The sequence below is a fragment of the Vreelandella malpeensis genome, from assembly GCF_020622355.1.
Taxonomy (GTDB): domain Bacteria; phylum Pseudomonadota; class Gammaproteobacteria; order Pseudomonadales; family Halomonadaceae; genus Vreelandella; species Vreelandella malpeensis.
In genome coordinates, this window is the sequence record NZ_WHVL01000002.1 from 34,428 (window position 1) to 57,479 (window position 23,052).

The 23,052-nt window shown below is 61.2% G+C and carries 24 protein-coding genes and 5 tRNA genes; 17 read left to right on the plus strand and 12 right to left on the minus strand.

Annotated features, from left to right (window positions below; genetic code table 11):
* Positions 1–128 precede the first annotated feature (128 nt).
* The gene (argF, locus tag GEV37_RS05450) at positions 129–1,046 is read left to right on the plus strand and encodes an ornithine carbamoyltransferase (RefSeq protein ID WP_227389241.1); all 918 of its coding nucleotides are present in this window, start codon (positions 129–131) and stop codon (positions 1,044–1,046) included.
* Between the two features lie 85 nt (positions 1,047–1,131).
* Here argF and GEV37_RS05455 read toward each other — a convergent pair.
* Positions 1,132–1,207: transfer RNA gene (locus GEV37_RS05455), tRNA-Ala, on the minus strand.
* Positions 1,208–1,425: 218 nt separating this feature from the next.
* Between GEV37_RS05455 and uvrY the strand changes: the two genes are divergently transcribed.
* The 6 genes from uvrY (at position 1,426) to GEV37_RS05485 (ending at position 5,050) form a co-directional block, all read left to right on the plus strand.
* Positions 1,426–2,076 carry a UvrY/SirA/GacA family response regulator transcription factor gene (uvrY, locus tag GEV37_RS05460; RefSeq protein ID WP_227389242.1) on the plus strand — a complete coding sequence of 217 codons (651 nt, stop codon included), beginning with the start codon at positions 1,426–1,428 and terminating at the stop codon, positions 2,074–2,076.
* 42 nt (positions 2,077–2,118) lie between these two features.
* On the plus strand, positions 2,119–3,933 hold the full coding sequence (uvrC, locus tag GEV37_RS05465; RefSeq protein ID WP_227389243.1) for an excinuclease ABC subunit UvrC: 1,815 nt from the start codon (positions 2,119–2,121) through the stop codon (positions 3,931–3,933).
* Between the two features lie 95 nt (positions 3,934–4,028).
* The gene (gene pgsA / locus GEV37_RS05470; RefSeq protein WP_227389244.1) at positions 4,029–4,577 is read left to right on the plus strand and encodes a CDP-diacylglycerol--glycerol-3-phosphate 3-phosphatidyltransferase; all 549 of its coding nucleotides are present in this window, start codon (positions 4,029–4,031) and stop codon (positions 4,575–4,577) included.
* A 157-nt stretch (positions 4,578–4,734) separates the two neighbouring features.
* Positions 4,735–4,809 (plus strand) — tRNA-Gly (locus tag GEV37_RS05475).
* Positions 4,810–4,841: 32 nt separating this feature from the next.
* Positions 4,842–4,915 (plus strand) — tRNA-Cys (locus GEV37_RS05480).
* A gap of 48 nt (positions 4,916–4,963) precedes the next feature.
* Positions 4,964–5,050: transfer RNA gene (locus GEV37_RS05485), tRNA-Leu, on the plus strand.
* Positions 5,051–5,646: 596 nt separating this feature from the next.
* Here the strand turns inward: GEV37_RS05485 and GEV37_RS05490 are convergent.
* A complete protein-coding gene (locus GEV37_RS05490) occupies positions 5,647–6,636 on the minus strand; it encodes a phage integrase (protein ID WP_227389245.1) in 990 nt (329 codons plus the stop codon).
* A 205-nt stretch (positions 6,637–6,841) separates the two neighbouring features.
* Between GEV37_RS05490 and GEV37_RS05495 the strand changes: the two genes are divergently transcribed.
* Together GEV37_RS05495 and GEV37_RS05500 are read left to right on the plus strand one after the other, a co-directional pair.
* On the plus strand, positions 6,842–7,417 hold the full coding sequence (locus tag GEV37_RS05495) for a hypothetical protein (protein WP_227389246.1): 576 nt from the start codon (positions 6,842–6,844) through the stop codon (positions 7,415–7,417).
* 83 nt (positions 7,418–7,500) lie between these two features.
* Positions 7,501–7,588, plus strand: a tRNA-OTHER gene (locus GEV37_RS05500).
* A 115-nt stretch (positions 7,589–7,703) separates the two neighbouring features.
* On the opposite strand, the gene GEV37_RS17025 is transcribed toward GEV37_RS05500, so the two are convergent.
* Positions 7,704–7,970, minus strand: a complete 267-nt coding sequence (locus GEV37_RS17025) for a hypothetical protein (protein ID WP_338035119.1) — start codon at positions 7,968–7,970, stop codon at positions 7,704–7,706.
* Here GEV37_RS17025 and GEV37_RS05505 point away from each other — a divergent pair.
* The gene (locus GEV37_RS05505; protein ID WP_338035118.1) at positions 7,881–8,129 is read left to right on the plus strand and encodes a hypothetical protein; all 249 of its coding nucleotides are present in this window, start codon (positions 7,881–7,883) and stop codon (positions 8,127–8,129) included. The two genes, GEV37_RS17025 and GEV37_RS05505, sit on opposite strands and share 90 nt — an antisense overlap.
* Here GEV37_RS05505 and GEV37_RS05510 read toward each other — a convergent pair.
* Together GEV37_RS05510 and GEV37_RS05515 are read right to left on the minus strand one after the other, a co-directional pair.
* On the minus strand, positions 8,126–8,503 hold the full coding sequence (locus tag GEV37_RS05510) for a hypothetical protein (protein ID WP_227389248.1): 378 nt from the start codon (positions 8,501–8,503) through the stop codon (positions 8,126–8,128). The two genes, GEV37_RS05505 and GEV37_RS05510, sit on opposite strands and share 4 nt — an antisense overlap.
* On the minus strand, positions 8,484–8,777 hold the full coding sequence (locus GEV37_RS05515) for an FAD assembly factor SdhE (RefSeq protein ID WP_227389249.1): 294 nt from the start codon (positions 8,775–8,777) through the stop codon (positions 8,484–8,486). Before GEV37_RS05515 ends, GEV37_RS05510 begins: the two co-directional genes overlap by 20 nt.
* 205 nt (positions 8,778–8,982) lie before the next feature.
* Between GEV37_RS05515 and GEV37_RS05520 the strand changes: the two genes are divergently transcribed.
* From GEV37_RS05520 to lapB, 3 genes are all read left to right on the plus strand, one after another.
* The gene (locus tag GEV37_RS05520) at positions 8,983–9,279 is read left to right on the plus strand and encodes an integration host factor subunit beta (RefSeq protein WP_227389250.1); all 297 of its coding nucleotides are present in this window, start codon (positions 8,983–8,985) and stop codon (positions 9,277–9,279) included.
* A gap of 97 nt (positions 9,280–9,376) precedes the next feature.
* On the plus strand, positions 9,377–9,682 hold the full coding sequence (locus GEV37_RS05525; protein ID WP_227389251.1) for a lipopolysaccharide assembly protein LapA domain-containing protein: 306 nt from the start codon (positions 9,377–9,379) through the stop codon (positions 9,680–9,682).
* Entirely contained in the window at positions 9,683–10,882 is a 1,200-nt protein-coding gene (lapB, locus tag GEV37_RS05530; protein WP_227389252.1) for a lipopolysaccharide assembly protein LapB, read from the plus strand.
* On the opposite strand, the gene pyrF is transcribed toward lapB, so the two are convergent.
* Complete coding sequence (gene pyrF / locus GEV37_RS05535) at positions 10,883–11,578, minus strand: orotidine-5'-phosphate decarboxylase (protein ID WP_227389253.1); 696 nt, start codon at positions 11,576–11,578, stop codon at positions 10,883–10,885.
* A 230-nt stretch (positions 11,579–11,808) separates the two neighbouring features.
* Between pyrF and GEV37_RS05540 the strand changes: the two genes are divergently transcribed.
* Positions 11,809–12,087: a ComEA family DNA-binding protein gene (locus GEV37_RS05540; protein ID WP_227389254.1), complete on the plus strand. Its 279-nt coding sequence runs from the start codon at positions 11,809–11,811 to the stop codon at positions 12,085–12,087.
* A 46-nt stretch (positions 12,088–12,133) separates the two neighbouring features.
* Here the strand turns inward: GEV37_RS05540 and prpF are convergent, their stop codons facing one another.
* From prpF to GEV37_RS05565, 5 genes are all read right to left on the minus strand, one after another.
* Entirely contained in the window at positions 12,134–13,309 is a 1,176-nt protein-coding gene (gene prpF / locus GEV37_RS05545; protein WP_227389255.1) for a 2-methylaconitate cis-trans isomerase PrpF, read from the minus strand.
* A 63-nt stretch (positions 13,310–13,372) separates the two neighbouring features.
* On the minus strand, positions 13,373–16,009 hold the full coding sequence (acnD, locus tag GEV37_RS05550) for a Fe/S-dependent 2-methylisocitrate dehydratase AcnD (RefSeq protein WP_227389256.1): 2,637 nt from the start codon (positions 16,007–16,009) through the stop codon (positions 13,373–13,375).
* A 9-nt stretch (positions 16,010–16,018) separates the two neighbouring features.
* Positions 16,019–17,146 (minus strand): bifunctional 2-methylcitrate synthase/citrate synthase, encoded by a 1,128-nt coding sequence (prpC, locus tag GEV37_RS05555; protein ID WP_227389257.1) that lies wholly within the window; start codon positions 17,144–17,146, stop codon positions 16,019–16,021.
* 114 nt (positions 17,147–17,260) lie between these two features.
* Complete coding sequence (gene prpB / locus GEV37_RS05560) at positions 17,261–18,163, minus strand: methylisocitrate lyase (RefSeq protein ID WP_227389258.1); 903 nt, start codon at positions 18,161–18,163, stop codon at positions 17,261–17,263.
* A 20-nt stretch (positions 18,164–18,183) separates the two neighbouring features.
* Complete coding sequence (locus GEV37_RS05565; protein ID WP_227389259.1) at positions 18,184–18,921, minus strand: GntR family transcriptional regulator; 738 nt, start codon at positions 18,919–18,921, stop codon at positions 18,184–18,186.
* 254 nt (positions 18,922–19,175) lie between these two features.
* Here GEV37_RS05565 and pabB point away from each other — a divergent pair, with 254 nt between their 5' ends.
* Positions 19,176–20,534 carry an aminodeoxychorismate synthase component I gene (gene pabB / locus GEV37_RS05570; protein ID WP_227389260.1) on the plus strand — a complete coding sequence of 453 codons (1,359 nt, stop codon included), beginning with the start codon at positions 19,176–19,178 and terminating at the stop codon, positions 20,532–20,534.
* A gap of 107 nt (positions 20,535–20,641) precedes the next feature.
* Positions 20,642–21,262: a phosphoadenosine phosphosulfate reductase domain-containing protein gene (locus tag GEV37_RS05575; RefSeq protein ID WP_227389261.1), complete on the plus strand. Its 621-nt coding sequence runs from the start codon at positions 20,642–20,644 to the stop codon at positions 21,260–21,262.
* A 39-nt stretch (positions 21,263–21,301) separates the two neighbouring features.
* Here GEV37_RS05575 and cysB read toward each other — a convergent pair whose 3' ends face one another.
* On the minus strand, positions 21,302–22,276 hold the full coding sequence (cysB, locus tag GEV37_RS05580; protein ID WP_227389262.1) for an HTH-type transcriptional regulator CysB: 975 nt from the start codon (positions 22,274–22,276) through the stop codon (positions 21,302–21,304).
* A gap of 333 nt (positions 22,277–22,609) precedes the next feature.
* On the opposite strand from cysB, the gene trxA reads away from it, so the two are divergent.
* A complete protein-coding gene (gene trxA, locus GEV37_RS05585; RefSeq protein WP_227389263.1) occupies positions 22,610–22,933 on the plus strand; it encodes a thioredoxin in 324 nt (107 codons plus the stop codon).
* Positions 22,934–23,052 lie beyond the last annotated feature (119 nt).

A 23,052-nucleotide genomic window follows, 5' to 3' on the forward strand; every position in this document is an offset into this window, starting at 1 on the left:
CGCAATTGCGTCGCGATCACCGAAAACCGCTCGGCGTCGTCGGGTGGGCCTATTCTACGCATGCCGATGGCGTTGCGCATCCCCTGCACCGTCGCTAGGATGGTGTATTTAAGAGGAGAGACATTGCCATGGCGACCCGCCATTTCCTGACCCTGCTGGATATGAGCCCGGACGAGCTCGCCTACCTGATCCAGCGCGCCATCACCATCAAGACCGATCTCAAGGCGAACGGCCCGGTCTACACGCCGCTCACCAACCGCACGCTGGCGATGATCTTCGAGAAATCATCTACCCGTACCCGTGTCTCCTTCGAGACCGGCATGACCCAGTTCGGCGGCCACGCCCTGTTCCTCTCACCCCGTGACAGCCAGCTCGGTCGCGGCGAGCCGATCGAGGATACCGCCCGGGTGCTCTCCGAAATGGTCGACGCGGTGATGATCCGCACCTTCTCCCACGCGGGCCTCGAGACCTTTGCCAGCGCGAGCGCCGTACCGGTGATTAACGCGCTGAGTGATGACTATCACCCCTGCCAGCTGCTCGCTGACGTGATGACCTGGGTGGAGCACCGGGGAAGCGTCAAGGGCCGCACGGCGGTATGGGTGGGCGATGGCAACAACATGTGCCACTCCTGGATCAACGCTGCCCGCCAGTTCAACTTCAAGCTGCACGTCTGCTGCCCGAAAGGTTACGAGCCGCGCGCCGATATCCTCGAAGCCGCCGGCGACCGCGTCACGCTGTTCCACGATCCTGTCGAGGCAACGCGCGGGGTCGATCTGATCACCACCGACGTCTGGGCCTCCATGGGCCAGGAGGAAGAACAAGCCAAACGGGAAGCCGATTTCGCAGGCTTCCAGGTGACCGAAGCGATGCTCGACGGCGCCAAGGACGATGTGCTGTTCCTGCACTGCCTGCCCGCTCATCGCGGCGAGGAGATCAGCGAAACGCTGCTCGACGACCCGCGCGCGGTGGTCTGGCAGGAGGCCGGCAACCGCCTGCACGCGCAAAAGGCACTGATGGAATTCCTGCTGCTGGGCCGCGTCGAGTAACGCAAGGGGCGCCCGATGCTCGGGCGTCTTCAAGCGATCCGCGCGCATAAAAAAAGCTCCGTCGACAACGGAGCTTTTTTGAATTTGGTGGAGCCTAGCGGGATCGAACCGCTGACCTCAACACTGCCAGTGTTGCGCTCTCCCAGCTGAGCTAAGGCCCCTTTTTCATCATTCTAATTTCCAACACTCTATTTTCCATCGCTCGAACCACGCTCTGGCCTCCGAGTGCGCGGCGAATATTAAAGCAGGGATGAAACCTCGTCAAGCCCTCGATGACAAATCGATTTGCTAATTCTCCTTTGTCACAAGCTATGGCACTCTATAGGTTAACGTGCTAAGCGACAGCTGGAATTCGTGACTTTACGCAGGAGCGACCCCTTTGATCAACGTACTGATCGCCGACGATCACCATTTGGTGAGAACCAGTATCGCGCACCTGCTCAACGAAGAGAGCGATATCACCATCGCCGGCGAAGCTGACGATGGTGAAGGTGCCGTTTCACTATGCCGGCAGCTCAAGCCCGACCTGGTACTGATGGATATTCGCATGCCCGGCATTGGCGGTCTCGAGGCGACTCGCCGCATACGACGTACCATGAAGGATGTGCGCGTGCTGATTCTCACTGCGTACATGGAGGACGGCATCCTGCGGCGCATGCTGGCGGCGGGCGCCTCGGGCTTTCTCAGCAAGGGCGCGGACGCCGTGGAGATGACCGATGCCATCCGCCAGGTCTTCAACGGCGGCCGCTACGTCAGCCAGGAGATCGCTCAGCGTCTGGCGCTCTCCCATTTCACCGAAGAGGACAGCCCCTTCAAGGCGCTCTCCCCGCGCGAAATGCAGATCGCCTTGATGATCGTCAACTGCCAGCGCGTGCAGGACATCTCCGACCGACTCCACCTGAGTCCCAAGACGGTCAACACCTACCGTTACCGACTGTTCGAGAAACTCGAAGTGGCCGGCGACGTGGAACTGACGCACCTGGCGCTGCGCCACGGGCTGGTAGAGGGCTTTGACGCACGCGAAGTATAGTCCTACCATCCAAGCCCTCCCCCTGCTCCTCTAGTGCCTTCTATGACTTTCGATGCCAAGCAATTCTTGAGCTCGGTAAGCACCGCCCCCGGTGTTTACCGCATGCTCGACGATCAGCAGAACACGCTCTACGTCGGCAAGGCGAAGCGGCTCAAGGCGCGCCTGGCGAGCTATTTTCGTGGCCAGCTCAACACCAAGACCCAGGCGATGGTGGCGCGTATCGCCGATATCCAGGTCACCGTCACCCGCAGCGAGACCGAGGCGCTGCTGCTCGAGCAGACGCTGATCAAGGAGCTGCGCCCGCCCTACAACATCCTTTTGCGCGACGACAAGTCCTACCCTTTCGTCTTCGTCACCGACCGCCACCCTTACCCGGCGCTCGAGTACAAGCGTGCCCGTCAGCGCCGAGGCGACGGCCGCTACCTGGGGCCCTATCCGAGCAGCGGCGCGGTCAAGGAGAGCCTGACGCTGATGCAGAAGATCTTTCGCACTCGCAATTGCGAGGACAGCGTGTTCGCCAACCGCAGCCGGCCTTGCCTGCAGTATCAGATCGACCGCTGCAGCGCCCCTTGCGTGGGCTACATTTCGCAAGAGGAGTACACGCGCGATGTCGAGCACGCCGTGATGTGCCTGGAGGGCAAGAGCGACGACGTCACCCAGGCGCTGAGCGATCAGATGGAAACGGCGAGCAAGGCGCTGAACTTCGAGGAGGCCGGGCGCCTGCGCGATCAGATCCTCAGGCTGCGCCAGCTCCAGCAGCGCCAGTTCGTCGACAACGAACGTGGCGATGCCGACATTTTCGCCCTCGCCCACCGCCCGGGCGCCCAGGGCATTTCGATCATAAGCATCCGCGATGGCCGCCTTCTCGGCGCGCGCCACCACACGCCGAAAAACGACCTGGAGCTCTCCGACGAAATGCTCTTGACCGAGGTGGTCAGCCAGTACTATTTCGGCCAACCGCACAACGTGCCAACGGAAGTGATCACCAGTCACGCGCTGATCGACAGCGCCCTGATCGCCGATGCGCTGAGCGAGCAGGCAGGCAGGAAAGTGCGCGTGGCGCACCAGGTGCGCGGCCACCGCGCCCAGTGGCAGCACCTGGCGATGACCAATGCCGAACAGCAGCTCGCCTCGCAACTGGCCAACAAGACGCAGCTCGCGGCGCGTTTCGAGGCCCTGCAGAAGGCGTTGGGGCTTGAGCAGACACCAGAGCGGCTGGAGTGCTTCGACATCAGCCACAGCCACGGCGAGGCGACCGTGGCTTCCTGCGTGGTATTCGACCAGCAGGGTCCGCGCAAGAGCGACTACCGCCACTTTCGCATCGAGGGCGTGGCGGCGGGCGATGACTACGCCGCCATGCAGCAGGCGCTGACGCGGCGTTTGAAACGGGTCAAGAGCGGCGAGGCGACGACCCCGGACATCCTGATCGTCGACGGCGGCAAGGGGCAGATCAACATGGCTCGTGGCGTGATCGAGGAGCTCGGAGTGAGCGGTATCATGCTGCTGGGCGTTGCCAAGGGCACCACCCGCAAGGCCGGGCTCGAGACGCTGTTCGTGGAAAGCAGCGACCAGGCGCTGCCGCTCGATCCCGCCTCGCCGGCGCTACACCTGATCCAGCACATACGCGACGAATCGCACCGCTTCGCCATTGCCGGGCATCGTGCCCAGCGCGACAAGGCCCGGCGCACCTCGACGCTACAGGACATTCCCGGCGTCGGCCCGAAACGCCGGCGTGAGCTGCTGCGCTTCTTCGGCGGTCTTCAGGGGGTACAGAAGGCAAGCCAGAGCGAGCTCGCCCGTGTGCCCGGCATCAGCGCGGCCATGGCGGCCACGATCTATCAGGCGCTGAATGGATAAAGCCCCGCTTGGCATGGATGCCGCCGGCCAAGGCGGATAGAATGGTCGTACACACGTTCGACTTCCTGACTCTCCAGCAAGGATCGCGCCCTGCGATGAACATACCCAACATACTGACCCTGGCAAGAATCGTCTTCATTCCGCTTCTGGTGGTGCTGTTCTACTTGCCTTATAGCTGGAGCATGCCGCTGGCGGCGATCCTGTTCGCCTTGGCCTCCATCACCGACTGGCTGGATGGGTATCTGGCCAGGCTCTGGAACCAGTCGACGCCCTTCGGCGCCTTCCTGGACCCGGTAGCGGACAAGCTGATGGTCGCCGTGGCCCTGGCACTTCTGATCGAGCGCTTCGACACCATGCTGCTCACCCTGCCGGCTCTGGTGATCATCGGCCGCGAGATTGTCATTTCCGCTCTCAGGGAGTGGATGGCGGAGATGGGCAAGCGCGGCATGGTCGCGGTCTCATGGATCGGCAAGCTCAAGACCACCCTGCAGATGGTGGCGCTGCTGGTTCTGCTCGCCTTCCCTCCGGGTCACGAGCTGGCCCAGATTGGCGTGGGCATTCTCTACGTCGCGGCGATCCTCACGCTCTGGTCGATGTTCCAGTACCTGCGCGCCGCCTGGCCGCATCTCAGCCGTTCAATGTAACGTAACGGGCGAAAAAGCTGTCTTGAAAAGCTATCTTGCAGAGCCATCTCGAAAAGCGGTCTTGAAAAGCTATCTCGAAAAGCTATCTCATTGTACGCACTGACCATTTCGTCGTTGACAAGTCCGGATTAGTGCGTATAATTCGCCCTCGAGTCAAGCGGGAATAGCTCAGTGGTAGAGCATCGCCTTGCCAAGGCGAGGGTCGGGAGTTCGAATCTCCTTTCCCGCTCCATTCAAGCAAGCAAAGAGTGGATCTGACTTAAAGGCTGGATGGCAGAGTGGTTATGCAGCGGACTGCAACTCCGTGTACGCCGGTTCGATTCCGACTCCAGCCTCCATATCTCCTGTAGCAGCTCTCTAATCCTGGATTCGAGCGCTGCTATACCGCCCGGATGGCGAAATCGGTAGACGCAAGAGACTTAAAATCTCTCGGGGGTAACCCCGTGCCGGTTCAAGTCCGGCTCCGGGCACCATTATTTTCAATAAGTTAGATCATATACCCGGCCTACCCCCTCTTGAAGCCAACGTTCAACGTCCACAAAGTGTCCACATCTAGAAATATTCTCTATGTGTTCTGATTACTTTGAATGGTGGTGAGCGAAGCGAACGCATGACAAACAACAGGCTTGCGGCATCCCCTCTTTTCGTCGCGGCCTCATTCCTCGCTGAATCCCCTCACTCTATATCGCGGCCCTGGTAAACGTTGGTTTTAACCACTCCGTCACCTATCGCCGTCGGTCGCGCCTGATCAACGCCATGCTAATGGGGTTGCGTCATACTCTGCGTAGCACGGGTTGACGCGACCCCATTAGCATGGCCGAATCCGATGCGACTGAGGCGAGCTGACAAGTGGTTAATCACTCTGGATCCTGGAGCCCGAGGGAGCGGGGATGCCGAGAAGGCAGAGAAACCACATTGGAGCTCTTTAGTCGCTCAATTACCCCCCCATATTCTGTATGCAGGCTTTCTAGCATCTGCATGCTTACTTTCCTAGGCAAATTGCCCTGCTTAATAATTCTTGGTGCTGCGGCGATACGCGCAGACACGTCTCTAAAATGCTCTTCAGGCGTCACTTGATGACCTCCAACACGTTTAGCTTTTTGGCTTCCTCTAGGTGATCAGGAGCTAAATGCGCATACCTCATTGTCATGGTGATAGTTGAATGATCTAGGATGCGCTGTAAGGTTAAGATACTACCGCCCTGCATAATGAAGTGGCTGGCAAAAGTATGCCTAAGCACATGCGTCATCTGCCCCTTTGGCAGAGCAATGCCTGCTCTATTAATAGCATTTTTGAAAGCCTCATAGCCTCCCTTAAATAGCCTTCCAGGGCCACCAGCAGCAAGTATCTCGGCTTCAAGCTCATGGCTTATAGGTATGTGCCGTGGCTTACCATTTTTCGTGCTCCAAAATGATGCTAAACCGTTTTTAACATTCTCCCTTCGTAACGTTTCAGCCTCAGTCCACCGCGCTCCCGTTGCTAGGCATACTTTGGCAATTAACAAAGATGAACCATTCCTAGATACCCCCAATTCTTCAAGTAAGCGCTTGACTTCCTCTTTAGTAAGATATCTTAGTTCACGGTTGTCATATTTTAGCTTTCGGCTTTGCCTGACTGGATTAGGCTTATCCCACTCACCAGCTCTTGCTAATTCGTTGAATAGGGCATTCAAGTAGGCCCTATCATGATTCATCGTATTCGCCGAAACAGACTGGCTCCTAGCCTCTCTAAGCCGTGTAAACCACTCTTGATCAAGTTCATCTGCCAATGGGTTTCCAGAAAGCTCACAGAGCTTTACTAAGCGCTGCTTGCGCGACTGCCCATCAATGTTGTGCTTTCCATGCACCTGGTACCAACGCTCCACCAAATCAGAGAGCTTTCGAGCATCTTTTCTAGGGGGCTCCCAGTCAGGGGCTTGAACTACCTTCGCCTTAATGTGATTCTCGTACCTGAGCGCTTCAGCCTTGGTCTTAAATTTCTTTCTGAAACGCCTAGACCCCCTACCGTTTCCTCTGAAATCAGCCAGCCAGCTACCATCCTCTTGTTTGCTTACTCCCATCGGTTGAGACCCTCCATGTAACACGTCTCACAGAAATACCATCTAAAACCTTGGTAACTTGTCATAGATGCACAGTACAGCATGACCTATATAGAAATCCTAGCACAAAACCTATATAGGAACACAATATAAAAAACATACTCTTGTTGACTTTTGTAAGATATGGACCTATTTTGTTTCTATATAGAAAATATAGAGATTAGTAATGTCTTATTCTTTGGATAAAGATCAAAGGCGTCGTCTTTCGGCCTACCTGAGGAAAGGCAAGCCTGAAGGCTGGAGAAACCTTCTTGAAACAATGAGTAATGGTCCAGGTTGGAAAAAGTTTGGCCTGTACTACGAGTGCGTGCGCTCCGGCGGTGTTGATGATAATTTGTTTAGGGAACGCTGGTCGGTTAGCGGTGAAATGCCTACATTACCGTCGGTCGCAACCAATACGGAAAAAGGCCTTACTAATTTCCTGCTTCGGATTCGCGAGCAAAAGCTTTCAGAATCGCCTCCGCAGTCAGCCGATCAGCCTTCCACACTGACTGATTCGAACAACCATGGGCAAACTGCAGCGGCCTCAAGCTCCCATGAGCCGGTAGAGCAACCGCCTTTTAAGCCAATCGCTAAAGAAAAAAAACGAACCATCTCTATGATGATTGAGCCTTCGCTTTATGATGAAGTTAAGCGACTGGCCGATTTAAAGGAGCGGTCTGTAGGTGCTCAAATACGGCACTCTCTTAAACAAAGCCTCAAAGCCAACGCCCACCTTTTAGGCTATGACGAAACACCCTGAAAATGTCCACAGAATGTCCACTTTACATTGTCACATCTGCATCTAGTGGGCAGTTATTGTCGCTAACAAGCTGTTTTTACTAAGCACTGATACTGTACGAGCTGTTTTAAATGAGACTTAAAATCTCTCGGGGGTAACCCCGTGCCGGTTCAAGTCCGGCTCCGGGCACCATTATTTTCCCGCGCCGTCGATTGCCTCACTCCTTACCGTTTTACCCGTGCGCCGCCATACTCCTTATGCTTTCCCTTTCTCACCAAGCGTTTCTGGCCACGCTACCATAGCGACCTCAATATCCATCGCGCGCGAGGAATTGATCATGGCTCGACCTTCCACCGACATGCTGATCATCGGTCGCGGCATTGCCGAATTGACGCTCGCTCTCGGTATTGCCGATCACCTCGCGGTGACACTCGTCGGCGCAGCCGACCGTGACCGAGGCGCGAGCCGCTGGGCTCATGTCGGTATCGTCAGATTCGATGCCGACCTTGGCGAGGCCGCCGCGCGACTCGATGAACTCGAGGCAGAGCGCCTGGCGCTTGGCAACACCGAGCACCCAAAGAGTCGACGCCTCACACAGAGAGTGCGCCTGGCCAGACTGACCGTCGACGCTGCCCGCGCCCGACGCGAGTCCCGGGGATTGCACTATTCGACGGACTGGCCTGCCGGAAAGGGCGCCCACTCTGTCAAAGCGCAGACTATCCCGGTGCTCTAGCGCCCGGGGCGATGCAACAGGCGGCGAAGCGCGCGGTGGCTCTCACCGGGCAAGCTGTCCGGCCATAGCCAGAGCCGCGTGCGCCCTATTTCGAGCCCCAGAAGCCAGGGTCCCAGATAGAAGCAGCGCAGCGGACGCTGCTCGCCCAGCTCCCCGTTCGGTGATAGCCAGCGGGCGTAAAGTGCCTCGTCGAGGCGATGGACGAAGAGCATCCCGATCGGCTGGCCCCGAGCGTGACGAAACACCAGCCACAGGCACGCCGGCAGTGCAACGAGCATCCAGGGCGAAGCGGTCAACCACAGCCCCACCCCGACGAGCCCCATGGCCAGCAGCAAGTGAATCACCAGCGAATAGCTAGAGCGTGCGATAGGCACTGTTATCGGTGGTTTCGGCATGTTCGACGATCATCTGGACGATATGACGAAGCTCGGGTTCTTCTGGCCACTCACGGTGCATCAGCCAAACGAAGAGATCCTGGTCCTCCTCCTCGATCAGGCGCTGGTAGGCGAGTTGCTCCACCTCGGAGAGCGTCTCGAAGCGCGCCTCGAGAAACGGAATCAGCAAAAGGTCCAGCTCCCACATGCCACGGCGCGAATGCCAGTAAAGCCGCTTGCGAAGGATGGCCTTGGGGGATGTGTCGTCGCTCAACGGGAACCTCTACGGGCTGGAAAATGGAAAGCCAGTATACCGAAGCCACGGGGTCGCGCCAGCGGCCCGCTTCGCCTATGCTGTTATTCGACCTAGAACCTTGTTTTATCTAAATTGTTTTATACCAAAATGCGCAGTATGCTGAGTTGGATGTTATGCAGGTCGAAAGCCCGTACGACCTTTAACGTTCGCAGGGAGCCAACCGATGACCAAATCTGAATTAATCGAACAAATCGCGATGCGTCAACCGGAGCTGTCCGCCAAGGAAGTCGAGACGGCGGTGAGGATCATCCTGGATGACATGACCGACGCGCTGTCCAGCGGTGGTCGCGTGGAAATTCGCGGATTCGGCAGCTTTTCGCTGCACTACCGCGAGCCGCGCGTGGGGCGCAACCCGAAGACCGGCGACCCCGTCGATCTCGAGGGCAAGTACGTTCCCCACTTCAAGCCGGGCAAGGAGCTGCGCGAACAGGTCGACGCCAGTCGGGCGCTGGGCTACTAGTCACACGACATCAACCCCCTGCGATATCGGGGATGACGCCAAGCCCGGGGTCGTACACAATAGAGCGATCATGCACGTCACAGCTTAGGAAAATCTCATGCGTTGGATCAAAGGGCTATTACTGGCCATTATTCTACTGGTGGTGCTGCTTGTCGGCATTCTCTTCGCTGTCAACAACCAGCAGACCGTGGCCCTGAACCTGATCTGGACCGAGCTTCCGCCGGTATCGCTCTCGGTATGGCTACTCGCCACGCTGACCTTCGGCGTCGTGCTGGGCATGCTGGCCATGCTGGGTGTCTATGTTCGCTTGAAGACGCGACTGGCGCGCAGCGAGCGACACAACCGGCATCAGCAGAAGGAGCTCGATCGACTACGCACCCAGGAGTTCAAGGAACTGGTGTAAATGCAGGACGCCGTGCTGCTCGGCGTGCTGCTGGCGGCAGTCGCCACCGGCTTCGGGCTGGGCATTCGCTTTGATGCGCGGCGCAAACACCGCCATCCGACCACGACCGACTCTTCTCTCGCGCGTGAATACTTCGTCGGCCTCAACTACCTGCTCGACGAAAAGCCCGACCAGGCGATCCACACCTTCATCCATGCCCTCGACGTCAATAGCGACACCGTCGAGACGCACATCGCGCTTGGCAAGCTGTTTCGCGCCCGGGGCGAAGCCGACAAGGCGGTCAGCATCCACCAGAACCTGCTCGCCCGCCCCGCGCTCTCTTCCGAGACCAATGCCCACGTCCAGCTCGAGCTCGCCCAGGATTTCATCGCCCTGGGTGTCCATGATCGCGCCGAGCGGCTGCTGCAGACGCTGTTGTCCCAGACCGGCAATGACACCTATCGCCTGCGCGCCAAGCGCCTGCTGATCGACCTTCTGGATCGTGAGCACGAATGGCAGCAAGCTCTCGACACCGTTCACTCCATGCTCAAGCAGCAGCCCGGCATGCGCCGCGCCGCCGCTCACTGGCACTGCGAGCTTGCTCGCGAAGAGATCGGTCAGTCAAGCCGCCAACTCGCTCGGCGCCACCTCAAGAAAGCGTTGCAGATGGATGAGACCTGCGTTCGCGCCACGCTGATGCTCAGCGAGCTCGAGATGGAGAACGGCCAGTATCAGCGCGCCATCGAGTGGCTCGAACGCATTCCGCACCAGGACATCGCCCACGTACCGACGATGCTGCCGGCGCTGCAGCGCGCCTACGAGCGCCAGGAGGCGCCCGAGAAGTTCGAGTCGCACCTCTACCGCTTGCTGGGTCAGGCGCCCTACACCAGCGTGATTATCGCCCTCGGCGAGCTCGTCCACCGCCGCGACGGGGTGGATGGCGCCATCGAGTGCACCGGCGAGTGGCTACGCGAAGCGCCGAGCCTGGGGGGCCTCGACTATTTGATCGACCTGTATCTGCAAAGCGAACGACTCGGTGGCAAGGCCACGCCGGACACCCGCCTTCTGCTGTTGAAGCACCATACCGATGCCTTGCTGGAGGACCGCCCGCGCCATCGCTGCCGGCACTGCGGATTCGCGAGCGAAGGACTGACCTGGCAGTGCCCTAGCTGCCGTCGCTGGGGCACCATCAAGCCGATCACGGGCATCGAGGGCGAGTAGTTAGGCGATTTCCGCCTCGATCGCCGACAGCGCGGCCATCGGGTCGCTCGCCTGGGTGACCGGGCGGCCGATCACCAGGTGCGTGCTGCCCTCCTTCAACGCCTTTGCCGGCGTCATCACGCGCTCCTGATCGTTGAGCGCGGCGAAGTGCGGGCGAATGCCCGGGGTCACTTTCAAAAACGCCTCGCCAAGGCTCGACTTGAGCGCGGCAGCTTCGCGCGCCGAGCAGACCACGCCATCTAGCCCGCTTTGCCGAGTAAGGGCGGCCAAGCGCATCACCTGCTCATCGAGAGCGCCGGCCACGCCGGTGCCCGCCAGCACGTCCTGCGTCATGCTGGTCAGCACCGTGACGGCGATGAGGTGGGTGGCAAGCTTCTTCTCCTGCAGCCGCCGGGCGGCAGCGCGCATCATCTCGCCGCCGCCGGCGGCGTGAACGTTGACCATCCATACGCCCTGCTCCGCCGCCGCCTCGACGGCGCCCGCCACGGTATTGGGAATGTCGTGGAATTTGAGATCGAGAAATACCTCGAAGCCTCGCCCGTGTAGCGCCTCGAGCACCGCCGGCCCGCTACGGGTGAAAAGCTCCTTGCCGACCTTGACGCGACAGCGCGTCGGATCGAGCTGATCCGCCATGCAAAGTGCCTGGTCGAGCGAAGGATAATCGAGGGCGATGATGAGGGGGGAATCTGTAGCCACGGCGCGCTCCTTGAGATGATCGCGCCAGTATATCAGCCTTGATGAGCCTTTTCGTGTAAGCGATGACTACGTAAGCGCGCGCGGAATTCCTACATCACCTGTCGTCACCGTATGACGGCAAGCACCGAACTTTCTAGCTACGTTGACAAGGACTGAAGCCCGCTTAGGGAACGGGCCTTGGTCGAAGGATGCACTCAATTACCCGAATCACAACGAAGAGGATGCTGAACATGCAACGATTCATCAAGGGCTTGGGAGTAGCGGCGGTGATCGGTATGAGCTTGGCGGGTACCGCCTTCGCACAGTCGGTTGCGCCAATCAACGTCAATACCGCCGACGCGGAGCTCCTTGCAGAGCTGCCCGGCGTCGGGCCGAGCCGCGCAGCGGCGATCGTCGAGGAGCGAAATGCCAACGGCGAGTTCGAAAATGCCGAGGATCTCACCCGGGTCAGCGGTATCGGCCAGGCCACGGTGAGCGGCATGGAAGACCAGATCGTCTTCTCGGATTGATGCCTCGGGCCCGCTTTTACAGGATCGCGGGCCTGCCTTTCTTCTTCTAGCTCTCGAAGGGCACGAATACGGCGCCTTGCATCAGCACCCGAGCGCTGCGGCTCATCACCGCCCGGTCGATCCGCCAGCGCCCATCCACCCGGCTTGCTCTGGCGCCTACCTGCAGAACCCCCGAGGGATGACCGAAGGTGACCGCTTCGCGCTCACCCCCGCCGGCGGCCAGGTTCACCAGCGTACCCTCAATCGCCGCTGCCGAGGCAATCGCCACCGCCGCGGTGCCCATCATGGCGTGATGCAGCTTGCCCATGGAGAGCGCCCGTACCAGCAGGTCGATCTCACTCCCCGCCACGTTTCGACCACTCGATGCCGTATAGCCCGTCGGCGGCGCCACGAAGGCCACTTTCGGCGTATGCTGGCGAGCACCGGCCGCCTCGAGGGTTTCAGCAAGCCCCATCCTGAGAGAAGCGTGAACGCGGATCGCCTCGAACCGGGCCAGCGCTTTGGCGTCAACGTTGATCGCCGCCTGAAGCTCGGTGCCGGTATAACCCACGTCTTTTGCATTGACGAACACCGTGGGGATGCCCGCGTTGATCAGCGTGGCCTCGAGAGTGCCTACGCCCGGCACCTCGAGGACGTCAACCCGGTTTCCGGTAGGAAAGATCGCGCCTTCGCCGTCGGCGGGGTCGACGAAGGCGACGGGAATCTCGGCGGCGGGAAAGGTCACGCCGTCGAGCTCGAAGTCACCGGTCTCCTGCACCCGGCCGGCGCTGATCGGTACCTGCGCGATAATGGTCTTTGCGATATTCGCCTGCCAGATACGCACTTCAACCACGCCGTTCTCGGGAATTCGCGCGGCCTCGATCAGCCCGGCGCGAATCGCGAAGGGGCCGACGGCGGCGGAGAGGTTGCCGCAGTTGCCGCTCCAGTCGACGAAGGGACGGTCGATGGCGACCTGGCCGAACAGGTAGTCGACATCGTGCTCGGGGGACGCACTTTTCGAGAGGATCACCGCCTTGCTGGTGCTCGACGTCGCCCCACCCATGCCGTCGATCTGCTTTTCATAAGGGTCCGGGCTTCCCATCAGGCGCAGCAGCAACCGGTCGCGCGCGGGGCCCGGCGAGCGCGCCGCCTCGGGCAGGTCATCGAGCTTGAAGAACACGCCCTTGCTGGTGCCGCCGCGCATGTAGGTGGCGGAAATCTCGATTTGCGGGCTCGTCGCCATGAAGTCGCTCCTGAAACGCCCGGCGCAGGGCCGGGCGTAAGTGTTGAGAATGACAATGCCGGGTCAGGCCGGTGTCGCCTCCAGAAAGTCCTTGGCAAAGCGCTGCAGCACGCCGCCGGCTGTGTAGATGGAGACCTCTTCGGCGGTATCAAGCCGGCAGATTACCGGTACGCGCTCGGTGCCGCCAGCGCGGTGAATCAAAAGCGAAAGCGTCGCGCCTGGCGCGGTGTCGCCTTCCACATCGAACACTTCGGTGCCGTCCAGCGCCAGAGTCTTGCGCGTGGTGCCGGGCTCGAACTGCAGCGGCATTACGCCCATCCCCACCAGGTTGGTGCGATGGATGCGCTCGAAGCCTTCGGCGACGATCGCCTCGACCCCGGCGAGCGCCACGCCCTTGGCCGCCCAGTCCCGCGAGGAGCCCTGGCCGTAGTCGTTGCCGGCGATGATGATCAGGGGCTGCCTACGCGCCATGTAGGTTTCGATCGCCTCCCACATGCGCACCACCTTGCCTTCGGGCTCAAGGCGGGCAAGCGAGCCCTGGCGCACGTGGCCCTGGTCGTCGAGGGCCATCTCGTTATAGAGCTTGGGGTTGGCAAAGGTCGCCCGCTGGGCGGTGAGGTGATCGCCCCTGTGAGTGGCGTAGGAGTTGAAGTCCTCCTCCGGCAGGCCCATCTTCAGCAGGTACTCTCCCGCCGCGCTGTCCGCCAGGATGGCATTCGACGGCGACAGGTGATCGGTGGTGATGTTGTCCGGCAGTATCGCCAGCGGCCGCATGCCCTTGAGCGCCCGGGCGCGTGCCATGTTGCCCTCCCAGTAGGGCGGACGGCGAATGTAGGTACTCTGCGGGCGCCACTCGTAGAGCGGGTCGACCGGTGCGCCCGCGCGCTTGTCGAGATCGAACATCGGAATGTAGGTCTGGCGAAACTGCTCCGGCTTGACCGAAGCCTTGACGATGGCGTCGATCTCGCTGTCGTCGGGCCAGATGTCCTTGAGCGTGATCGGGTGGCCGCGGTCGTCCACCCCCAGCACGTCCTTCTCGATATCGAAGCGGATGGTGCCGGCGATGGCGTAGGCCACCACCAGCGGCGGCGAGGCCAGAAACGCTTGCTTGGCGTAGGGGTGGATGCGTCCGTCGAAGTTGCGGTTGCCTGAAAGCACCGCCGTGGCATACAGATCGCGCTCGATGATCTCGCGCTGGATGGCCGGGTCCAGCGAGCCGGACATGCCGTTGCAGGTGGTACAGGCGTAGCCCACCACGCCGAAGCCGAGCGTCTCGAGCTCTGCCATCAGCCCGGCGTCCTCGAGATACATTTTCACCGTTTTCGAGCCGGGCGCCAGCGACGACTTCACCCAAGGCTTGCGCAAGAGCCCCAGCCGGTTGGCGTTGCGGGCGATCAGCCCCGCCGCCACCATGTTGCGCGGGTTGGAGGTATTGGTGCAGCTGGTGATCGCGGCGATGATCACCGCGCCGTCGGGGAGCCGGCCGTCGAGCTCATCCTGTTGCGCGGCTTCAAGATTGACCGCGATGCCGCGGTGGGCGAGCTCCGAGGTCGGCAAATGGGCGTGCGGGTTCGACGGCCCGGCAAGCGTTCGAGTAACGCTCGAAAGATCGAAGCGCAGCGTCCGCTCGTACTCGGCGGTTTCGAGATCGCTGGCCCAAAGGCCGGTCTCTTTGGCGTAGGCTTCTACCAGCGCGACCTGCTCGTCGTCGCGCCCGGTGAGCTTGAGATAGTCGATGGTCTGGTCGTCGATGTAGAACATCGCCGCGCTCGCCCCGTACTCCGGCGTCATGTTGGAGATCGTCGCCCGGTCGCCGATGCCGAGCGCGTCTGCCCCTTCACCGAAGAACTCGAGATACGCCCCGACCACGCGCTCGCGACGCAAGAACTCGGTGATCGCCAGCACCATGTCGGTGCCAGTGACGCCGGGGGCAAGCCGGCCCGAAAGCTCGACGCCAACGATATCCGGCAGGCGCATCATCGAGGCGCGCCCGAGCATCACGCTCTCTGCCTCGAGCCCACCCACGCCTATCGATATCACCCCGAGGGCATCGACCATCGGCGTGTGGCTGTCGGTACCCACGCAGGTATCCGGAAAGGCTACCCGGGCGCCGGAATCGAGCTTTCGACACTGCACCACCGGCGACATCTTCTCCAGGTTGATCTGGTGCATGATGCCGTTGCCCGGCGGGATCACGTCGACGTTCTCGAAGGCGAGCTTGGTCCAGTTGATGAAGTGAAAGCGGTCGTCGTTGCGCCGCTCCTCGACCTCGCGGTTCTTCTCGAAGGCCTGGGCGTCGTCGCCGTTATGCTCCACGGCGAGCGAGTGATCGACGATCAATTGGGTCGGCACCACCGGGTTGACCTGGGCTGGGTCGCCGCCGCGCTCGGCAATGGCGTCCCGTAGCCCGGCAAGATCGACAAGTGCGGTCTGGCCGAGGATGTCGTGGCACACGACCCGCGCCGGGTACCAGGGAAAGTCGAGATCGCACCGACGCTCGATGAGCTGGATCAGGGCATCACGCAAGAGCCCGGGCTCGCAGCGGCGCACCAGCTGCTCGGCGAGTACACGAGAGGTGTAGGGAAGCTTTGCATAGGCGCCGGGCGATAGCTCCTCGACGGCCTGGCGGGCATCGAAAAAGTCGACCGGCTCGCCCTGCATTGCGGCGCCGGGAAGGGGCTTGCGATAGTCACTGTTCATGGTGGCCTCCTACGCGCGCTCGTCGATCGGCACCCACTCGCTCTTCTCGGGGCCGATGTAGTCGGCGCTCGGGCGAATGATGCGGTTGTTGGCGCGCTGCTCGAACACGTGGGCCGCCCAGCCGGTCAGCCGCGACATGACGAAGATCGGCGTGAACAGCTTGGTCGGAATATCCATGAAGTGGTAGGCGCTGGCGTGGAAGAAGTCCGCGTTGCAGAAGAGCTTCTTCTCCCGCCACATCACCTCCTCGCAGCGCTCGGAGACGGCATAGAGGGTGGTGTCGCCCACATCTTCGGAGAGCTTTTTCGACCACTTTTTGATGATCGCGTTGCGCGGGTCCGACTCACGGTAGATCGCGTGGCCAAAGCCCATGACCTTCTCCTTGCGTTCGAGCTTGCCGAGCATCTCGCGCTCCGCCTCGTCCGGCGAGGACCACTCTTCGATCATCGCCATCGCCGCCTCGTTGGCGCCGCCGTGCAGTGGGCCTCTGAGGGAGCCGATCGCGCCGGTGATGCAGGAGTGCATGTCGGAAAGCGTCGAGGCGCAGACCCGGGCAGTAAAGGTGGAAGCGTTGAACTCGTGCTCGGCGTAGAGGATGAGCGAGACGTTCATCACCCGGGCGTGTAGATCGGAGGACGGCTCGCCGCGCAGCAGGTGGAGAAAGTGCCCACCTACGGAGTTGTCGTCGGTCTCGGTGTCAATGCGCACGCCGTCGTGGCTGAAGCGGTACCAGTAGCAGATGATCGAAGGCAGTACGGCGAGCAGCCGGTCGGCAACGTCCTGCTGCTCGTCGAAGCTCTCCTCGGTCTCGAGATTGCCGAGCATCGAGGTGCCGGTGCGCATCACATCCATCGGGTGAGCGTCTGCCGGAATCTCCTCGAGCACGGTCTTGAGCGCCGACGGCAGGCCGCGAAGGCCCTTGAGCGTCTCGATGTAGTGGTCGAGCTCGGCCCGGTTGGGCAGTTTGCCTTTCAAGAGCAGGTAAGCGACCTCCTCGAACGTCGCCTTTTCGGCAAGCGTATCGATGTCGAAGCCCCGGTAGGTGAGCCCGGAGCCGGTCTTTCCGACGGTGCAAAGGGCGGTGCTGCCCGCGCTCTGCCCGCGAAGTCCTGCGCCTGCCAGCGGTTTGTCAGCCATGGTGCGTCTCCTCAGTGCTTTTTTATAAGTGCTTTTATCAATGCTTTTATAAGTACTTTTTATAGGTGTTTCTTACAGGTGCTTATGGTTAACGGGCTTCATGGAGCTTGATCGTCAGCGCTCATTTTGCTCGCTGAACAGCGCATCGAGCTTCTGCTCGAAGTCGTGGTAGTTGAGAAAGTCGTAGAGCTCGTCGCGAGTCTGCATGGTATCGACGACCTCGCGCTGATGACCGTGGTCGAGAATGCTCTGGTAGACCCTGAGCGCGGCGGCGTTCATGGCGCGAAACGCCGACAGCGGGTAGAGCACCATTGCGCAGCCGGCCTCACCCAGCTCGGCTTGGGTGAACAAGGGCGTAGCGCCGAACTCGGTGATGTTGGCCAGAATCGGCGCGTCGACGCGGGTACAGAACGCCCGGTAGTCGTCAAGGCTGTGCACGGCTTCGGCGAAAATGGCGTCGGCCCCAGCCTCGATGCAGGCGTTGGCGCGCTCGATCGCGGCGTCGAGCCCCTCTTTCTGGAAGGCGTCGGTGCGCGCGATCAGGTAGAAATCCGCGTCACGCCTGGCGTCCGCCGCCGCCTTGATGCGATCGACCATCTCACTTTGGGAGACGATCGCCTTGTTCGGCCGGTGGCCGCAGCGCTTCTGGGCGATCTGATCTTCGATATGCACCGCGGCGACGCCTGCGCGCTCCATCTCCCTGATCGTGCGGGCGATATTGAATGCCCCGCCCCAACCGGTATCGATATCCACCAGCAGCGGCAGGTCGGTGGCGCCGCAGATGCGGTGGGCGTCCTCGACCACGTCGTTCATGGTGGTCATGCCCAGATCCGGCAGCCCGAAGGAGGCGTTGGCGACCCCGCCGCCGGAAAGGTAGATCGCCTTGTGCCCGACCCGCTCGGCCATCAGCGCGGTGTAGGCGTTGATGGTGCCGAGAATCGGCAGCGGGCGTTGATCCTGTAGCGCCTGACGAAACCGGGCGCCCGGGGTGAGCGAGGATGAAGGGTGGGTGGACATGGTCTCTCCTGTGGTTATTGTCATGGGTCTGGCTGGTCATGTGCCAGCATCGCGGCATAGCGGTTGGCAACGTTCTCGCGCGAGGCGCTGACGTGGCGGCGCATCAAGAGCTCGGCAAGCTCGGCATCCCCCGCTTCGATGGCATCGACGATGCGGTGATGCTCGACGAAGGCGCGCTGGGGCCGCGCGCCGCTGGCGCTGAACTGGGTGCGGTAGAGGCGCACGAGATAATAGAGATCGTCGCAGAGCAGGTTCATCAGCATCTTGTTGTGGCTGCCTTGAACAATCAGGTAATGGAAATCGAGATCGCCTTCGCGCTGATAGTAGGCCTCGCCGCGCTGCAGGTCGCTCTGGCCCTCGTGCACCGCGAGCACGTCGCGCAGCCCCTGAACCTCTTTTGGCCCCATGTGCTCGGCGGCGAGCCGTGCGGCCATGCTCTCGAGCGCCTCGCGCACGTCGAAAAGCTCGAGAAGCTCCTTCATCGAGAGCTTGACCACCCGGGCGCCGACGTGGGGCACCCGTTCGATCAACCGATGCGCCTCGAGCCGACGCATCGCCTCTCTGAGCGGTCCCCGGGAGATACCGTAGGTTTTCGAAAGCCCGGGCTCGGTGATCTTGCTACCCGGCGCCAGCTCGCCGCGCACGATGGCACTCTGTAGCTGGTGAAACACACGCTCGGCAAGGGTGCGCACGGCAGGCGTGGTGGGCTCGACCGGGTGCTCTAAAGAGCGGGAGGCGGCTTTGGTGATTGAACGCATGGCTAATTGTCGACAATAAAAAGAGAATAGCGGCACTTTAGCCCGCCCACCCAAGTGCGTCAACCGCTCCATTCGGCCATTCATTTTACGCTTTAGTGGAAGTTACGAGATTGATCTGAAGCGAATGTCTACAATCACCATAAACCGATTGATAGACGCGAAACGCCCGACGTGAAAAAAGTTGTTGCGTCGCCGCTGGCCTCCAACGGGCGCGCTCACTAGAATGTTTGCCCCACTCGGCAAGGCATGGATTCATGAGCACGGCGATCACCGCAACCGCCCTTCCCTACGCCCAGGACCCGCTAGCGCTCTTCGAGGCGCTGAAAAACCGCCCGGGCGCGACGCTGCTGGACAGCGGCCGTCCGCGCGCCGAGAACGGGCGTTTCGACATTCTGACCAGCGACCCGGTCGCCACGCTCGAAATCGACGCACGCGGCGCGGTGTACTTCGATTCCGCCACACTCACCCCGCCCGCCGCCCTGCTCGACGCCCCCTTCGCGCTGAAACGGTGGCTGCTCGAGCAGTTGCCCCTGCCCACGTTTGCAAGCGAGCTGCCCTTTCTAGGCGGGCTCGTCGGCTACTGGAGCTACGAGTTCGGCCGCGCTCAGCTGGGTATCGAGAGCCGCCACCCAAGCGCCACCGGGCTGCCCGCCATGCGCCTGGGACTCTACGACTGGTGCATCACTCTCGATCACGAGACGCGTACGGGCTGGATCGTGGCCACCTCCGAACAGGCCGAGCGCGTGCAGGGATGGCTCGACGCTTCGCCTCCTCGAGCGAGCGCCTTTCGCCTGACCGGCGCCTTCGAGGCCGAGCTCGACCAGCCGGCCTATACCGAACGTTTTGAGGCGGTGCAGCGCTATATTCGCGCCGGCGACTGCTATCAGATCAATCTGGCCCAGCGCCTGCGCGCGCCTTTTGAGGGCGACCCCTGGCAGGCCTACCGGCGCCTGCGCGACGCCACCCCGACTCCGTTTGCCGGCTACATGGCCTGGGATGAGCAGGCGGTACTCTCGCTGTCGCCAGAGCGCTTCATCAAGGTTCGCAAGGGTGACGTCGAAACCCGCCCGATCAAGGGCACACGTGCCCGAGGCGAAACGCTCGAAGAGGATGAGCGGCTTGCAAAGGCGCTGCTTTCAAGCCTCAAGGATCGCGCCGAAAACGTGATGATCGTGGACCTTCTGCGCAATGACCTGGGCCGCGTCTGCCGCCCCGGCAGCATCCACGTTCCCGCGCTTTGCGCGCTCGAAAGCTACCCCAACGTGCACCACCTGGTGAGCGTGGTGCAGGGCACCCTGGCCGAGGGGCATTCGGCGTTGTCGCTCCTGGCGGCGGCGTTTCCCGGCGGTTCGATCACCGGTGCGCCCAAGATTCGCGCCATGCAGATCATTGACGAGCTCGAGCCCTGCCAGCGCAGCGTCTACTGCGGAAGCCTCGGCTATGTCGACGTGCGCGGCCACATGGACACCTCGATCGCCATTCGCTCGATGGTGGCGGACCGAGGAGAGCTTCACGTATGGGGCGGCGGCGGTCTGGTGGCGGACTCGAACGCCGAGGAGGAGTATCTGGAAACGCTGGACAAGATTCGCCACCTGATCACGGCACTCGAGTGAAGAGGCTGGGGCGAAAAGCGGCATAACCGCCAAACCAAACGGTATTGGGGCGCGTGGCGCCACCTTTGATAGCCTAGCGGAAAATCGCCTCATCAGCAGGAGTCTGCATGTCGCACGCGCTAGACACGATCAACCGCGATCACGCCCACGACCCGCAAGCGATCATCGAGTGGGCCTTTACTCAGGGGCAACGGCCCATCTGCACGACCAATTTCCGCCCGTTCGAGGCGGTGATCCTGCACATGGTGACCCAGGTACGCCAGGACATTCCGGTCGTATGGATGGATAGCGGTTACAATACCGACGCCACCTACCGTTGTGCCGACGAGATCATCCGCATGCTCGATCTCAATATCGTGAGCTTCCTGCCCAAGCGCACCCGCGCCCACCGCGAGGCGCTCGAAGGCGCCATGCCCGGCATCGATGATCCACGCCACGAGGCGTTCACGCGGGAGGTCAAGATCGAACCCTTCGAGCGGGCGCTCGGCGAGATGCGCCCGGACGTGTGGTTCACGGCGCTGCGCGCCGAGGACACGCCGGAGCGCGCCAGGATGCAGCCGGTGAGCATGAGCGCCGACGGCCTTTTGAAGGTCGCCCCGCTGCTGCACTGGAGCGCGAAGGAGATGTATGCCTATCTGCAAGCCCATGGCCTGCCCAACAACTTCGACTACTTCGACCCGACCAAGGTAGAGGAAAAACGCGAGTGCGGATTGCACCTGCAGCATTGAGCTGGCCCTTCGAGCACGCTCTGCGTGCTCGAGGCAACCTCAATACTCGGGCAGCGTGACGCCCTCGAACAGCGTCTGCTCGTGGCGAGGACCGACCATCAGCGCCTCGTCTACCCGATCTCGAGTCAAATGCGGGGCGAAACGGGCAAGGAAATCGTACATGTAGCCACGCATGAAGGTCCCACGGCGGATACCGATCTTGGTGGTGGAGCTGGCAAAGAGATGACTGGCGTCCAGTGCCACCAGGTCGCTGTCGAGCGCCGGGTCGAAGGCCATGTGTGCAACGATCCCCACTCCCATGCCAAGGCGTACGTAGGTCTTGATCACGTCGGCATCGGCGGCGGTGAGCACGACATTGGGCGTCAGGCCCTGGGCCTTGAAGGCGTCATCGAGCTGGGAGCGCCCGGTGAAGCCGAACACGTAGGTGACGATGGGATGCTCGGCCAGCGCCTCCAACGTCAAAGGGCCCGAAAGCGTGGCCAATGGATGCGACTTGGGTACCAGCACACAGCGGTTCCAGCGATAGCACGGCAGCAGAATCAGATCAGTGAAAAGCTCCAGCGACTCGGTAGCGATGGCGAAGTCCGCTTGCCCTTCGCTGACCATCTGAGCGATCTGCTTGGGGGTGCCCTGCTGCATGTGCAGCGCGACTTCAGGATACTTCTGGGTGAATGCACCGATGATCGGCGGCAAGGCGTAACGCGCCTGGGTATGGGTGGTGGCAATGGCCAGACTTCCCCGACGCTCGTCGCTATGCTCCTGGGCCACCTGCTTGATGTTCTCGGCAAGCTTCAACATCTGGCCCGCGAGCTCGATGATCGATTCACCCGCCGGCGTCACTCGGGTCAGGTGCTTGCCGCTTCGCGCGAAGATCTCCACGCCCAGCTCGTCTTCGAGCAGGCGGATCTGCTTGGAGATGCCCGGCTGAGACGTGAAGAGGCTTTGAGCCGTCGCCGATACGTTGAGGTTGTGTCGGTTGACTTCCCAGATGTAGCGAAGTTGCTGTAGCTTCATGTCCTCACCTTTCGTCTCGAACACGCACATTGAATGCCTGCTCATACTGTCTATGCGCTTGGCGCCTCGTGGAATCGGCCTCCCGGCCTAACCTCACGATTTTGAATAAAAAAAATTCCTATAATTCACTTATAGTATAAGAAACTCGTTGGCGAGACACCTGCTATTTTCGTCTACCCAGTGCGTAGCGAGGTGCCCTGATTTGCCAGCCCATGCCACGAGCGCTACCATCTGCGCACCTGGCGCGATGAAAATGCGCTATTCTATCGCGTAATGGCCGTTGCTCAGTCAAGGCAACGAATTCGTGAGAGCAACGTAAACGGGAGATGTAAAATGGCTTCTAATGTGGATGTCACCAACGCCAATTTTGAGCAAGAAGTCCTCAACGCCGACCAACCGGTCCTGCTGAAGTTCTGGGCCCCTTGGTGCGGCCCCTGCAAGGTGATGGCACCGGTGGTCGATGAAGTGGCTGCCGAGCGCGGCGACGCTCTCAAGGTGGTCAGTGTCAACGTCGACGACGCCCCGGAAATCGCTGCCGAGCAGGGCGTGCGCGGCGTGCCGACGGTCATGCTGTTCAAGTCCGGCACCAAGGTGGCTTCGCTTGTGGGTGCGCAGTCCAAGTCCCAATTGACCCAGTTCATCGACCAGAACGCCTGAGTCCTCGTCGATACCCGGCGGCCGCCTTAGCGGCCGCCTTCGACTTACCACTGTTTATCCTTGCCTGCCCCTTCCCTGCTCTGCTCTCGATCACACGCGCACCACTGCACTCACCTGTT